The 14,041-nt window shown below is 27.8% G+C and carries 12 protein-coding genes and 1 pseudogene; 10 read left to right on the forward strand and 3 right to left on the reverse strand.

The window, feature by feature from the left end; genetic code table 11:
• The first annotated feature begins 484 nt into the window (after nucleotides 1-484).
• Both COL3_RS05560 and COL3_RS05565 read left to right on the forward strand, forming a co-directional pair.
• Nucleotides 485-730, forward strand: a complete 246-nt coding sequence (locus COL3_RS05560; RefSeq protein WP_008418532.1) for a hypothetical protein — start codon at nucleotides 485-487, stop codon at nucleotides 728-730.
• Entirely contained in the window at nucleotides 727-1,107 is a 381-nt protein-coding gene (locus COL3_RS05565) for an aspartyl protease family protein (protein ID WP_008418531.1), read from the forward strand. The genes COL3_RS05560 and COL3_RS05565 overlap by 4 nt, the downstream gene beginning before the upstream one ends.
• Before the next feature lie 170 nt (nucleotides 1,108-1,277).
• Here the strand turns inward: COL3_RS05565 and COL3_RS05570 are convergent, their stop codons facing one another.
• Complete coding sequence (locus tag COL3_RS05570) at nucleotides 1,278-2,102, reverse strand: linear amide C-N hydrolase (protein ID WP_008418529.1); 825 nt, start codon at nucleotides 2,100-2,102, stop codon at nucleotides 1,278-1,280.
• A gap of 951 nt (nucleotides 2,103-3,053) precedes the next feature.
• Here COL3_RS05570 and COL3_RS05575 point away from each other — a divergent pair.
• Together COL3_RS05575 and COL3_RS05580 are read left to right on the forward strand one after the other, a co-directional pair.
• The gene (locus tag COL3_RS05575) at nucleotides 3,054-3,812 is read left to right on the forward strand and encodes an NERD domain-containing protein (RefSeq protein ID WP_008418527.1); all 759 of its coding nucleotides are present in this window, start codon (nucleotides 3,054-3,056) and stop codon (nucleotides 3,810-3,812) included.
• A gap of 258 nt (nucleotides 3,813-4,070) precedes the next feature.
• Nucleotides 4,071-5,087, forward strand: a complete 1,017-nt coding sequence (locus COL3_RS05580; RefSeq protein WP_008418525.1) for an Rpn family recombination-promoting nuclease/putative transposase — start codon at nucleotides 4,071-4,073, stop codon at nucleotides 5,085-5,087.
• A gap of 211 nt (nucleotides 5,088-5,298) precedes the next feature.
• Here the strand turns inward: COL3_RS05580 and COL3_RS05585 are convergent, their stop codons facing one another.
• Both COL3_RS05585 and COL3_RS05590 read right to left on the reverse strand, forming a co-directional pair.
• A complete protein-coding gene (locus tag COL3_RS05585) occupies nucleotides 5,299-7,068 on the reverse strand; it encodes an ABC transporter ATP-binding protein (protein ID WP_008418522.1) in 1,770 nt (589 codons plus the stop codon).
• Nucleotide 7,069: 1 nt separating this feature from the next.
• Nucleotides 7,070-8,803, reverse strand: a complete 1,734-nt coding sequence (locus tag COL3_RS05590) for an ABC transporter ATP-binding protein (protein ID WP_008418520.1) — start codon at nucleotides 8,801-8,803, stop codon at nucleotides 7,070-7,072.
• A 716-nt stretch (nucleotides 8,804-9,519) separates the two neighbouring features.
• On the opposite strand from COL3_RS05590, the gene COL3_RS05595 reads away from it, so the two are divergent.
• From COL3_RS05595 to COL3_RS05620, 6 genes and pseudogenes are all read left to right on the forward strand, one after another.
• The gene (locus COL3_RS05595) at nucleotides 9,520-10,893 is read left to right on the forward strand and encodes an MATE family efflux transporter (RefSeq protein WP_008418515.1); all 1,374 of its coding nucleotides are present in this window, start codon (nucleotides 9,520-9,522) and stop codon (nucleotides 10,891-10,893) included.
• A 37-nt stretch (nucleotides 10,894-10,930) separates the two neighbouring features.
• Nucleotides 10,931-11,800, forward strand: a complete 870-nt coding sequence (locus COL3_RS05600; protein WP_008418513.1) for a Cof-type HAD-IIB family hydrolase — start codon at nucleotides 10,931-10,933, stop codon at nucleotides 11,798-11,800.
• Between the two features lie 51 nt (nucleotides 11,801-11,851).
• Nucleotides 11,852-12,082, forward strand: coding sequence for a family 1 glycosylhydrolase (locus COL3_RS05605; RefSeq protein WP_347474370.1), 231 nt, complete (start codon nucleotides 11,852-11,854; stop codon nucleotides 12,080-12,082).
• A gap of 270 nt (nucleotides 12,083-12,352) precedes the next feature.
• Entirely contained in the window at nucleotides 12,353-12,832 is a 480-nt protein-coding gene (locus tag COL3_RS05610; protein ID WP_008418511.1) for an RNaseH domain-containing protein, read from the forward strand.
• A 220-nt stretch (nucleotides 12,833-13,052) separates the two neighbouring features.
• Entirely contained in the window at nucleotides 13,053-13,307 is a 255-nt protein-coding gene (locus COL3_RS05615; RefSeq protein ID WP_008418508.1) for a transposase, read from the forward strand.
• A gap of 12 nt (nucleotides 13,308-13,319) precedes the next feature.
• A pseudogene (locus COL3_RS05620) lies at nucleotides 13,320-14,000 on the forward strand (Rpn family recombination-promoting nuclease/putative transposase); the annotation flags it as partial.
• Between the last annotated feature and the right edge of the window lie 41 nt (nucleotides 14,001-14,041).

A 14,041-nucleotide genomic window follows, 5' to 3' on the forward strand; every position in this document is an offset into this window, starting at 1 on the left:
GCCTAGCCCAATTGAACAAAATAAAAAACATGTAAACTTAATTAAGCGGATTCTTAGGGATGTTTTTGACTGTGACAATGTACCAGTAAAATCTTTTGTTATAATGGCTAATCCCAAAGCAATAATAAGGAAGTAATATGTATCCAAAGGAATGGAAGTTGTATTGTAAAATTATTTCAAGGATATTAAAGAAGATTTTTTAGAAGATTTTGTATAGTTCTTAAGAAAAATATAGAAGTTAAGAACTGGATATAAATAATTGAAATGATTAAAGACCAAGTAAATTGAGAAGTGTCTTAAGTGATATTTCTAATTTTTTTATCAACCAAGAACGTATGTACGTATATTTAATTTAGTTCTGGAAATAATTATAATACAGACATCTGAGTGATCAAACCTAAATTTATGATATAATGAAGGTAGAAATATAGAGAGAAAAAATGATTTATTTATAAACTTATTTTAAATATAAGGATGTGAGATTATGAAATGGGAAGAAGTAAGGACTATATATCCTAATAAATTTGTGCTTTTAAAAAGCTTAGAGGATCATATTGAAAATAATAAAAAGTGCATAGATGATGTAGCAGTTGTAAGAGTTTTAGATGATGAAGAAGCGAGTAATTTATTAGTTAAATGTAAAGGCGATACTTTTGTGTTTCATACTTCAAAAGAGAAGTTATCAATGAATATAATACAAATGCCAATCTTAAGAGGAGCATTTAAATGAAGTTAGAATATAAAAGTGGTTTGTTATTTGTTGATATGAACATTGGGTATAAAGGAAATATTGTATTACTTAAAAATGTAGTTTTAGATACGGGTGCTGCACATACTATCATTAATCCAGACAGTGTATATGAATTAGGAATTAAAGCGGAAGCAGGTGATGAATTCATAACTATGTATGGTGTTGGTGGCGAGCATTATTCTTATAGAAAAAATATTAATTCAATTAGTATTGGAAGAGATTGTTTAGAAAATATAAGTATAGATTTTGGTATAATTGATGAAGAAGGATATATAAATGGTTTACTAGGACTTGATGTATTATTAAAATTAGGCGTAACTATTGATTTGAAAGAATTTAAATTATTCAGTTGTTAAAGTTTGAAATTAGATAAAGAAATAGATGATACGGTAAAGCATGCTAAAGGAAATCTTGTTAAAAGTATACATCTATAATATATAGCAATTAAGATGGAGGAGTTGAAAATATCAAAAATGGCATTGCGCTATGTGGAAGGAATAGGATTTCAACAAACCAATAATGATTTTCACTTATATAAGCTAATAAGATCATTCACAAATATTTCTCCATTTGTAAAATGAATTTTATTGTTGCTTAAAAATCCATCCAATGATTGAATTGTTTTTTCGATCATAGAAATTTTCCATTTTTTTCTTAAATCTTTTTTAAAACTAATATAAATTTCATTTTTTAATGGTTCATATACTATTGAACACAGAGTATTCTCCTGACTAGTTTTTCTTAAAACTTCAAAAGCTTCATTTATACCAAAGCTATGAATATTATTATCAATATATTCATGAGCACAAATATATCTATCAGCACCTATACCATATACTTTATTATAATTTGCTTCCTTAAAATCCCCATTTGGAAAATTAGTCATTACAATAAAATCATTATGAATAGGACTTACTATATTTGTATCAATTCCTTCTTCCAGAATAAATGCATCACCACTTTTATCAGCGATAATAGTATGTAGCCCTAAATCTGGGAATAATGGATTTCTAGGATATGAGATTACTCTTTTATTAAGAATTTCAAAAAATTCAGATGTTTTTCTTGTTTTCTTTAGCGCCTCATCAAAAATATCAAAAGCAAACCAATCATTTTCGTTACAACTTGATTTAAAACCCGGATTATATTTTACTGCTTGAGTACAGATAAAAAGACCCTCACTATTAAAACCAGCGATGTCCCTGTATATGTTATCTAATAAGCCTGAAAAGTAAAATATGTTTTTATCATTATAACAAAAGACTTTCAGTTTTAAATCAATTTCATCAGTATCAAAATTCATACCATAAATAGTTTTTTCTTGACCGTATACTGCAAAACTTGTACACATTTTAGAACCTCCTTTTAATTTATAATTTTGTCATATAATATGCTTAGAGTATTTAGAGAATCATTTAGCTATTTTACCATTGGCTTCACTACTTTCTTAAACTTATATTTAAATGATATCACTGGCTACATCAATGTATCAACCTAATACATTTTTCAGAAACAAAACTGCGCCATCTAGCGTTTGCTTTATGGCGCATTTTATTTTCTTTTTTCATTCTGAAAATAATTTTCTGTAGAAACTTCAACACTTCGTGTCTCAGAAGCACCCCACTTGGGGGGTTATGAAGGAAGAATGACTGAACTTGCTAAGATTTAAGTCATATTTAACGAGAATAAAAAACCCAATATACTAGCATACTGGCTTTAATATGGCTAAAGTAACTTAATCAAGAGAAGGTAAAAAGATTTGGGTAAATTGAATAGTTTATATTTAATGTAACTGGGAAATTAGTTTCCGATTATTATTCTTTTTGGTTGCTATATCTTGCTAAATGTATTGGAAAAGCATGTGAGCAAAAACTATTATATATAATATATGTAAATCATGATTATAGATAGTTAACTGTATAATTTAACTTATAAATTTGGACTGAGTATATAATTTTATTAAATAAAGTCGTAAGTTATTAGCGTTCAAAAATTAGATGTAAAGTTTTGTTTTAGACTTAACTATCTATATTAGAACAATACAATTACCATTGAATAAAAGTATTATGCCGATAAAATCACAGAAAAAGACTTAAGTAAATAATAATTTTTTTTAGGCCTTTTTTGTTTTTGTATTCTGACTCATTTTGCCGGTAATTTATCGCTGTGTAAAAATATGGTATAATAACTTTGGCAGAGAGAATAAAGATTAATGTATGGATTTAGAGTGGTAAACTGATTTTAATACTTAAGAAAAGCTAAGAGTCTATTAACAGTAAATCATAATAATATAGGAGGGTATATGGCTGCAATTATTTATTTAGTAGTGAGCTTATGGTATGTATGGGTTCTAATGATATTTCTATTTATATTTAGGTTATTTTCACCAAAAATAAAAGGGTATTTAGGAGAGAAATCTGTTTCTAATAAATTATCTAAGCTCGATCCATCAAAATATAAAGTAATTAATAATCTAATGCTAAAGGTAGACAGTAAAACAACTCAGATAGATCATATAGTTGTATCTAACTATGGTATTTTTGTAATAGAAACCAAGAATTATAAGGGCTGGATAATTGGAAATGAAAATGATGAGTATTGGAAGCAGGTAATATATAAGAGAAAAGAAAAGCTATATAATCCTATAAAACAAAACTATGGACATATTATGGCACTAAAAGAAGTTCTTAATGATTTTCATAACTTAAATTATATATCTATAGTAACCTTTACTATTAATGCTGATTTAAAAGTAAATACAAAAACAGATGTTACTTATACTACTAAATTGATTAAAACTATTGAAAGATACAAGGATAATTCCATCTCAGATAATGATAAGGAAGAGGTATATAATAAATTGTTATCTTTGAATGTGGATAACAAAGATAATAGAAAAACTCATGTGCAAGCTATTAACGATAATATTAAGGTAAAAGGTATTTTAATGAATAATGATATTTGCCCTAAATGTGGAGGAAATCTAGTTAATAGAAAAGGAAAGTATGGTGAGTTTAAAGGCTGCAGCAATTTTCCTAAATGTAGATTTATAGTGAAATAGTAAAACTTGAATATCTTATATAAAAACTGGTAAAAACAAAGAAAAAATATATTGATATAGAGATAAATAAGAAAGATCGGACATGATTTGCTATGCTTATCATTATGTGAAATTAAAGGAGTATTTTTAATGGTACTTCTTATTTTTTATTTATCATAAAGAACGTATGTACGTATATTTTGTTTGATATTGGAAATAATTATAGTATAGAGAAATAAGCGCTTAAGTCTAAATTTATGATATAATTGAGGTAAGAAAATGGGTTATAAAAAGGCCATTAATAATATACACGATAGGTCCTACAAGGATCTGTACTCTAATAAAGAGGTGTTTTTGAATTTGGTTAAGGAAATGTTTAAGGCATCATGGGCCAAGGATTTAAGAGAAGATAATTTAGTTTTAGTGGATAAAGAATATATACTATCAGATTATGAAGAAAATGAAGCTGATATTGTATATAGGGCAAATATTGGTGGTAAGGAAGTTATATTCTATACACTTTTAGAATTTCAATCAACCATTGATTATAGAATGCCCTTAAGGTTGTTCTTCTACATTAATGAAATACTTAGAGAATATACTAAAAACTTAACAGAAGAAGCTAAGAAAAATAGAAAAGGATTTAGAGTTCCTGCAGTAGTGCCAATAGTATTATATAACGCTACAAGAAAATGGAATGCTCCAAGATGTTTTAAGGATATAGTGAATCAAAATGAACTATTCGGAGATAATGTAGTAAATTTTAAGTACGAATTATTTGATGTAAATCATCAGTATACTAAAGAGGAGTTAATAAATAATAATAATATTACTTCAGCTATATTCTTGTTAGATCAAAAGGTAGATCCATTAGAATTTCTAGAAAGATTAAAGGTTGTGGCATTAGAATTCAGCAATTTGACAGATGCACAGAAAATGATTCTTAAACATTGGGTTAGAAATACAGTTGATGAAACTATAGCAGAGAATGCAGTTGAAATATTAGAATCTAGAAAGGAAGAGGTGGAAAAGATGGTTGCGAATAATGCGTTTATGATAGAAGAAATGAAACAAAAAGTTAGAAAAGAAACTGAAAGAGAAACCCGAAAGCAGGAAAGAGAAAATATTAGATTAAAGGATATAGAAAGAGTCAAGAAATTACTTACTAAAAAATTTGGAGTTTTAAATAATAACTACAATAAAAAAATAGAAGAGCTAGGTAGTGATAATTTAAATACAATCATTGATAATATTTTAGATATCGAAAGTATAAATGATTTAGAAAAGTATTTTTAAAGTTAATTAATCTGAGGAATTTATTTTAATTGATAAGGTATATTTTATAAGCTGAGACTTTATTATAACTAGAAAGTCTCAGCTTTAATTCAACGATATTAAAAAAGAAGCTTAATTTATATGTTTTGAACTTAGCTAACTCATAAATGATTTAGCTAAGTTATTTATTTTGTTATCTTTTTTAGTTGCTCTTTAGATGGGTTGAAGTTTTTTAAGCATCCTGCTTTAGGAAGCTGTATTGAGCTGAATACAGTTTATAATAATAACCATGATTTTTAAGGAGCTCATCATGAGTACCTGACTCAACTATTTTGCCTTTAGAAAGTACAAAAATTTTATCACAATCTCTTATTGTAGAAAGTCTATGAGCTATTACTATTGAGGTCCTTCCTTTCATAAGCTTTTTTATACCTTCTTGAACTAATAATTCAGTTTCAGTATCAATATTTGCAGTTGCTTCATCTAAGATTAATATTCTTGGATCTGCAATTAAAGCTCTTGCAAAAGCTATTAATTGTCTCTGGCCAAGGGAGAGTCTTGAACCTCTTTCATTTACATCAGTATCATATCCATTCTCTAGTTTTTCTATAAACCCATGAGCGTTAACTGCCTTTGCAGCTTGTATTACCTCTTCATCTGTAGCGTTTAATTTACCATAGCGTATATTTTCTTTAATTGAGGTTGAAAATAAAAATGAATCTTGAAGCATTATACCCATTTGGCTTCTTAAGCTTTCAACAGTGACGTCTTTTATATCTATACCATCAATTTTTACAGAACCAAATGTAGGGTCATAAAATCTGCTAATTAAATTAGTTATGGTTGTTTTTCCTGCACCAGTTTCACCAACTAAAGCTATTTTTTCGCCAGCTTTTAACTTAAAAGAAGTATTCTTAAGGGCCGCAATATCAGCGTTAGTATAGGAAAAAGTAACATGATCAAATTCGATATCTCCTTTAATTTGAGGGAGAGCCTTAATTGATACTTCATCTATAATATCGCTTTTCGTATCTAAAATATCAAAAATTCTTTCGCCAGCAGACATACTGGTAACAAAGGCATTATAAAATGAAGAGAGATTTATTATAGGTCTCCAAAGCATTTCAATGTACATAAAAAATGCCATTAAAGTACCTAAGCTTAAATTTCCTTGTTTGCTTAACAAATATCCAGAGCCTAATAAAATTACCATACTTAAACCACGGAAGGCAGTCAAAAATGGCCAAAAGAAATCTTGAGTAAATACAGCAGTCATAAAACCTTTTGCATGATTTCCAATATGGCTGTCGAATTTATCTTTAGCGTAATATTTTCTGCTAAAACCTTGAATTACCTTCATTCCTGATAAAGATTCATGAGTGTATCCAATTAAAGAAGAACGATGTTCTCTAAAAATTTTCCATTTATTATCTGCCTTAATCTGAATGTAGGACATTGCAAATAATAATAAAGGCATTGTAATTAAGCAGATACCAGCAAGCATTGGATTTAATATAAGCATTAGACAAATTACAAGGATAATAGTAAAAACATTAGGAATTAAATTTACAATACTATTATTTAATAAATTTTGAAGAGCATTTACATCTCCAACAACTCTTGAAATAATCTTTCCAACGGGCCTATTATCAAAAAAGTTAAAGCTTAAAGTTTGTATATGAGTATATAAGCTATGCCTAATATCAACTAAGATTTGATTGGTAATCTTAGACATAGCGATAGTTCTGATTCTAGATAAAATCATTGAAAATATATTCATAAGTATTAATCCGCATCCAAGAAGAAATAAGGCCTTAACATTTTTTTCTGCAACAAAAGTATCTATAGATATTTTCATTAAATAAGGGGTAACTGAATTACAAGCCATTACAATAAGTAAAAGTAAAATGACAATAGTAACTTTCAGCTTATAAGGTTTAACATAGGTTAATAGTCTTTTTACTATTTGAATCTTAGATGATTCATGTAAAATATCATTCATATTATTTCGCCTCCAATGTAAGTGCTTCAAAATCTTGAAATTGGTGAGAATATACACTATGATAATAACCTTTAGCATTTACTAAACTTGAATGATCACCTTTTTCTACAATTCTACCATCTTTCATAAATAGAATTATATCAGCGTCTTTTACACCAGATATCCTATGGGCAATTATAAAAGTAGTTGCTTTTTTCTTATCATTTTTTAGATTTTGAAGAACTTTAAATTCAGTTTCCATATCAAGGGCAGAAGTTGAATCGTCTAAAATTAAAATAGTTGATTTTCTTAATATCGCTCTTGATATGGCTAGTCTTTGTTTTTGTCCTCCTGATAGGCCAAGACCTCTTTCGCCAATAATGGTATCAAAGCCTTCTGGCATTTCTTTAATAAAGGAGTAAGCAGCACTATCTTTAACAGCTTTAATTAAAGCGCTTTCAGATTTATTACTTCCAAAGTCTATATTGTTTTTTATTGTATCTGAAAATAAGAAAGTATCTTGAAATACAACAGACATATTAGCTCTTAAAGTTTCCAAGTTCCAGTTCTTAACATTGACATTATCAACTAAAATTTCTCCTTTAGTCACATCGTAATACCTACCTATTAGAGAAAGCAAGGTACTTTTACCACATCCAGTGGTACCCATTATTGCAACAGTACTTCCATGAGGAATATTTAAATTTATATCATGAAGTACTTCAACATTGTTATAGGAAAAGCTTACATTTTTAAATATAATATCTCCTTTAACTTCAGTAGGGTTATATCCATTTTCCTTAGAAGTAATTTCAGAATTTCTATCTAAAATATCAGTTATCTTACCCATAGAAGCCTTATTTTGTGAAAGTAAGTTAATAAAAAAACCTAAATTCTTTACACACCAAGAAAGATTAAAAATATAACTAGTAAATGCTACTAAACTACCAAAACTTAAATTTCCTTGAATACATAAATAACCACCATAAACAATCATTAAAATTGGTGCAGCGTTTGTTAAAAGTTCAATTATAGGACCATAAGTACCAACTATTTTTGCTTGCTCAACATTTAAATCAAAGAATTTTTTATTTACTTTCAAAAATTTTGATATTTCATATTTTTCACGAGCAAAAGCTTTTACAAGTCTGATACCAGAAATATCCTGCTGAACTATAGAGTTTATTTCGGCTGTTTGGTCACTAATTTGTGAATATACAGCCCAGAACTTCTTGTCCATAATTGTTCCAATATAAGCAACGGGTAATAAAACAAGTAAGCAGATAATAGTTAATGTTTTATTTATGCTAAACATTATAACAACAGAAACTGAAAAAAGTATTATTGCTTCGAATAGCAATCTCATTCCAAAGGATAGAGTGTCCCATACTACATCTACATCTTCAATAATTCTCGAAAGTAATTCACCAGTGTTATTATTATCAAAAAAAGAGAATTCAAAAGATTGTAATTTAGAATATAGATCTTGTCTCAATTTTTTACACACTATAAGAGCAAATTTATCGAACATATACTCATTTAAGTAAGAAAATAAACCATGAATTAGTGCAACTGAAACAACAACTATTAAAAATATAATTAAATAATTATCCATATGACCAAGAATTATATTATCAATAAATATCTTTTGAAAGTAAGGATAAGAGCTATCTGCACAGATGGAAACTATCATAGCAAACATAGGCAAAAGTAATAATTTCCATTGCTTTACAATGTAATTTTTAAATAAGGTCATAAAATTTCCTCCTTTTTGGCATATCATTTCAATAAGCTGATGGTTTGATATACCTAGATATTGTATGATGTTTAAAATTTCAAATTTATAAAGCTTTTAATTAGGTGCATGTAAATAAATAACAAGTTTTGAGTATGCCCTAAGCTAAACAAAGCAACTTTATAAACTTTTAAACGCAAAAAAGACACAGCTATTCAGAGCTGTGTTCAACGCAAAATAATATAAAAGTTAAATGTGCTAAAAGTTAATGATAGATATCACATAGCAGTTCTTTCGCGAGGTTTCACAGATGAATAAGTACATGTATTTAATTTTATAAAAGTAATAAATAATCTAAATGTATTCATAGTTCAACCTCCTTAAAAAATTATTTTTTAAACATCATGTTGCAAATATACTACAAATTTACAAAAAAGGCAAGTAAATAATTGAAATTAAATATTTGGTGTACTTTGATAATGAAATCACTAAGGAATAGGTAGGGTATGATATGATGGATAAAACTTTCATAAAATATAAGTATAAGAGATTTTTTGATAAGGATGATATAGAAAAAACACTATGTTTCTAAAAAAAATAAATACCCAAAAAGTATTTTATGTTACTAAATTTTTTTGATAAAATAAATTTTTACTATATTATGGTATAGTAAAATTAAAAAAGATTTTGATGGAATGTTTAAATTATACAAAAGCAAGATGGAGAGGAAAACTACAATGGAAAAAAATAAAATCACGGATTTAACAACAGGGAATCCTGGGAAACAAATTTTTTATTTTGCATTACCTATATTTCTTGGGAGTGTGTTTCAACAAATGTACAATTTGGCGGACACAGTGATTGTTGGACATACCTTGGGTGAAAATGCCTTAGCAGCTATAGGCGCTACAACGCCACTATTTGGACTTATTGTTGGTATGGCGATTGGTATAAATAATGGATTTGCTATTGTGATTGCAAGATATTTTGGAGCAAAAGAAATGGATAATATGAGACAAGCTGTAGTAATGACAGTAATTTTAGACCTTATAATATCAATAGTATTTACGGCTGTTGGAGTAGGTACAATAATATATCTTCTTAAATTTTTAAATACCCCAGCTGAAATAATAAACGATGCATATGGATATATTGTAATAATCTTAATGTTTATGATTGTTACTATAATGTACAATATGATAGCAGGGGTTCTAAGAGCACTGGGCGATAGCCGTAGTCCACTTATATATTTAATTTATGCTTCAATTTTAAATGTAGTATTGGTTTTTACATTTATTTTAGTATTTAAATGGGGTGTTAGAGGTTCTGCTTATGCAACTGTCATATCACAGATTGTAGCTGTAGCCTTAGGATTTAATCATATTATAAAAAAATGTCCGGAGCTAAAATTATCCAAAGGAGATTTTAAATATGATAGGACTATGGTAATAGAATTAATTACTTCAGGATTATCTATGGGATTTATGCTATCACTTGTTTCAATTGGTTCAGTTGCGCTTCAAGGTGCAATAAACAGTTTTGGTAAGGAAATAATAACTGCACATATGGCAGCAAGAAAAATTAGTGAAATTTACATGATGCCCCTTGGAACATTGGCAACAGCAGCAGCCACGTTTGTAAGTCAAAATTATGGTGCAAAGAAATATGAACGGATAAATATTGGACTTAAGAAAACAGTTATGATGGGTGCAATATGGTCAACAATAGTTGTTATTACGGCCTTTGCCTTTGGACCATATATAATAAAATTTTTAACTGGATCAAATGATGCTTTAATTATAGATACAGCAGTAAAATATTTAAGAATTAATACTCCTTTTTATTATGTATTAGCCATACTTCTTATATATAGAAGTACGCTTCAAGGAATTGGAAAGAAATTTACGCCACTTGTTTCTAGTTCAATTGAACTTTTTGGGAAATTTGCAGTTGTAGGATTTTTAGCTCCATCAATGGGTTATTTAGGGGTATGCATATCAGAACCACTTATTTGGATAACATGTACAATTTTTGTACTTATAGTTTTCTACTCAGATAAAAATTTTAGAGTTGAAATAAAGCAAGATAAAAGTCTAAAAGCCATAAGATGAAAATTAAGGAAAAAATTATAAAAAAGGAAGAAGATAAATGATTAAATTAATAGCAGCAGATATGGATGGAACATTGATTGGGAAAAATCACGATATACCAAAAGAAAATATAGAAGCAATTAAGGCTGCACAAAAAAATGGAATTAGGTTTGCAATTGCTACAGGAAGAGCATATTGTGATGTAGAGCCATTTATACATAAATATGACTTACAATGTGATTGTGTTGTATTAAATGGAGCAGAATATAGAGATATTAATGGAGATATAGTTGAACATACTTATATTGAAAAAAAACGATCAATAGAAATTTTAGAAGTAATGAAATGTAAAGATCTGGCTATAGAAATATATACAGATGATGGATTTTATACAACAAATACAAAAGAAGAAACTTTAGCTGGAATGATAAAAAGATCTCTTACATTCCATCCAGAATTAAAAGATGAAGAAGAAATATTAAAATATGCTAAGAATAATCCGCATTTTAAAAATATGCAATATATTACTGATATGAATGAATTTTTAAATAGAAACAATAATATAGCAAAGTTTGTATCTTTTGCGCAATCAGAAGAAATTATAAATAAGCTTCGTCAAAAGATGGAAGCATTAGAAGGACTAGCTGTATCAGCAAGTTTTGGAACTAACATTGAAGTAAATCATATGGATGCTGAGAAGGGAAAAATTCTTGCAAAAGTAGCACAAAAATTGAATATAAAAAAAGATGAGGTGGTAGTGCTCGGAGATGGCTTAAATGATTATTCTATGTTTACAGAATTTGAAAATTCCTTTGCAATGGGTAATGCAGTAGATGAAATAAAAGAAGTAGCTAAATATATTACAGATACAAATGTAAATTTTGGAGTAGCTAAAGCAATATATCGAATATTAAACGGGGAAGTATAAAAATATTATATTCTACCAAAGAATGAAACAATAACTTAAGGCGATGAAGAAATTCCAAATGAAAATGGTATTGAATTCTATCGTAATGTCTTTAAAGAGTGTAAAAGACACAACATTGAGCCATTAGTTACAATTTGGCACTTTGATACGCCGCTTTACTTAGAAGAAAATTATGGCGGATGGACACGTAAATTGATTGAATTTTATGAAAGATTTGCACGTACTTGTTTTAAGGAATATAAAGGTTTGGTTAAATTTCTTACTATATGTCAAACAATGTGACAACTCATGTGGCAAAAGATATGGTAGGCGGTAATTTTTCAGCTGGGACACGTAATGAATATTTAACTCTATTGGTATAAAAAAGTAATTGAATCAAATGGTATAGATTTAAAATAATAAAATTAAGAAAGGCAAAAATTAAAAGCTGTCCATGAAAGGATGGCTTTTTATATCTGATTATGTTTAATTAATATTTATCTGAAATTATTATACAATTTAAAGAAATAAATATAAATTATACATTTAATGGTATATTTGGGAGGAAAACCAATGGAAAAGCTACTTTATTTTGTAGCAACTTCAGCCCTTCGGACTTCAGAAGTACCCCTGGGGGAAACAGTATTTTCCATATACAAGCATTGTATTAAATCTATATATTTAGTGCAGTGCTTTTTTGCTAAAGAAAATTTGAGAATAATAAGAATGAATTGTACTGATGAAATTCCAGATTACTATATTTATGATGATAAAGAAAATATTAATAAAAATTCTGGTGTTTTTAAGAGTAGGAATAATACTTATTATTTGGTGGGACAGAAACCTAATACATCTATAAAAAGACAAACTTTATATGAAGTTAACATTCAAGGAGCAGAGTCTGAAGAAGAAAGAGATTCAATAGCTAAGCTTACTCAGAAATTAAGAAATATGAATATCACTTATAATAAGGAATCATCAGCTCCGCTTCCTTTATATTGTATATCAAGGATAAGTGAGTATATTAAGGCGGAATTGGATGGGAAACTGTAGAGGTTTTACTTACACTTTAAGTAAGTATTTCTGGAAAAACAGATTGAGAAATTATTAGAATAATTAAAAATTAGGCAAATTAAGGGGTATCTTAAATAGTACTTCTTATTTTATTTATTTTGAGAACATATGTACGTATGTTTTTTGCTATATTGGAAATAATTATAATATAGACAATGAGTACTCAAATCTAAATTTATGATATAATCGAGGTAAGAGAATGGGTTATAAAAAGATCATTAATAATATACATGATCGTTCTTACAAAGATCTTTATTCCAATAAGATAGTGTTTTTAAATTTAGTCAGAGATATGCTGAAAGCCCCTTGGGCTAGAGATTTAAACGAAGAAAATCTAGTTTTGGTAGATAAGCAGTATATATTATCAGACTACGAAGAAAATGAAGCAGATATTGTATATAAAGCTTATGTTGATGGAAAGGAAGTTATATTTTATACATTACTAGAATTTTAATCTAGTGTTGATTTTAGAATGCCACTAAGATTGTTATTTTATATAAACGAAATTCTCAGAGAACATATTAAAAACTTAAATAATGAAAAGAAGAAAAATAAGAAGGGATTTAATATACCGGCAGTAATTCCTATTGTTTTATACAATGCTACAAAAAAGTGGAATGCACCGATATATTTTAAAGATATAGTAAAAAGCAATGAACTTTTTGGTGAGAATATAATTAACTTTAAATATGAATTGTTTGACATAAATCATAAATATACGAAAGAGGAGTTGATCAAGAATAGAAATATTACTTCAGCAATATTTCTATTAGATCAAAAAGTAGAACCTTTAGAATTTTTAGATAGATTAAAAACTATAGCACTTGAGTTTAATAAATTGACAAATAGAGAGAAAGAAATATTAAAGCATTGGCTTAGAAATACTGTTGATGAAACTATAAGAGAAAATGTAGTTAAAATATTAGAAGCTAATAAGGAAGGAGTGGAAAACATGGTAGCTAATAATGCATTTATGATAGAAGAAATGAAACAAAAAGTTAAGAAAGAAACTGAAAAAGATGCTAGAAAACAAGAAAGAATCGAAATAGTTAAAAATGCAATAAAATTGGGAATGAATGATGAAGATATAAGTAAATTAACAGGATTAAACGTAGAAGAGATATCTAAAATAAGAACTAAGAACTAACTTCTTACTAAGAGTGAAAAATATGAGGATAATAACGTATT

The organism is Clostridium sp. LS, assembly GCF_002760435.1.
GTDB lineage: Bacteria > Bacillota > Clostridia > Clostridiales > Clostridiaceae > Clostridium.

Coding starts and splice junctions, on each gene's coding strand:
- COL3_RS05570 (WP_008418529.1), bottom strand. CDS start 2,102: ATGTGTACAAGTTTTGCAGTATACGGTCAAGAAAAAACTATTTATGGT.
- COL3_RS05560 (WP_008418532.1), top strand. CDS start 485: ATGAAATGGGAAGAAGTAAGGACTATATATCCTAATAAATTTGTGCTT.
- COL3_RS05585 (WP_008418522.1), bottom strand. CDS start 7,068: ATGAATGATATTTTACATGAATCATCTAAGATTCAAATAGTAAAAAGA.
- COL3_RS05615 (WP_008418508.1), top strand. CDS start 13,053: ATGGGTTATAAAAAGATCATTAATAATATACATGATCGTTCTTACAAA.
- COL3_RS05565 (WP_008418531.1), top strand. CDS start 727: ATGAAGTTAGAATATAAAAGTGGTTTGTTATTTGTTGATATGAACATT.
- COL3_RS05580 (WP_008418525.1), top strand. CDS start 4,071: ATGGGTTATAAAAAGGCCATTAATAATATACACGATAGGTCCTACAAG.
- COL3_RS05575 (WP_008418527.1), top strand. CDS start 3,054: ATGGCTGCAATTATTTATTTAGTAGTGAGCTTATGGTATGTATGGGTT.
- COL3_RS05590 (WP_008418520.1), bottom strand. CDS start 8,803: ATGACCTTATTTAAAAATTACATTGTAAAGCAATGGAAATTATTACTT.
- COL3_RS05595 (WP_008418515.1), top strand. CDS start 9,520: ATGGAAAAAAATAAAATCACGGATTTAACAACAGGGAATCCTGGGAAA.
- COL3_RS05610 (WP_008418511.1), top strand. CDS start 12,353: ATGGAAAAGCTACTTTATTTTGTAGCAACTTCAGCCCTTCGGACTTCA.
- COL3_RS05600 (WP_008418513.1), top strand. CDS start 10,931: ATGATTAAATTAATAGCAGCAGATATGGATGGAACATTGATTGGGAAA.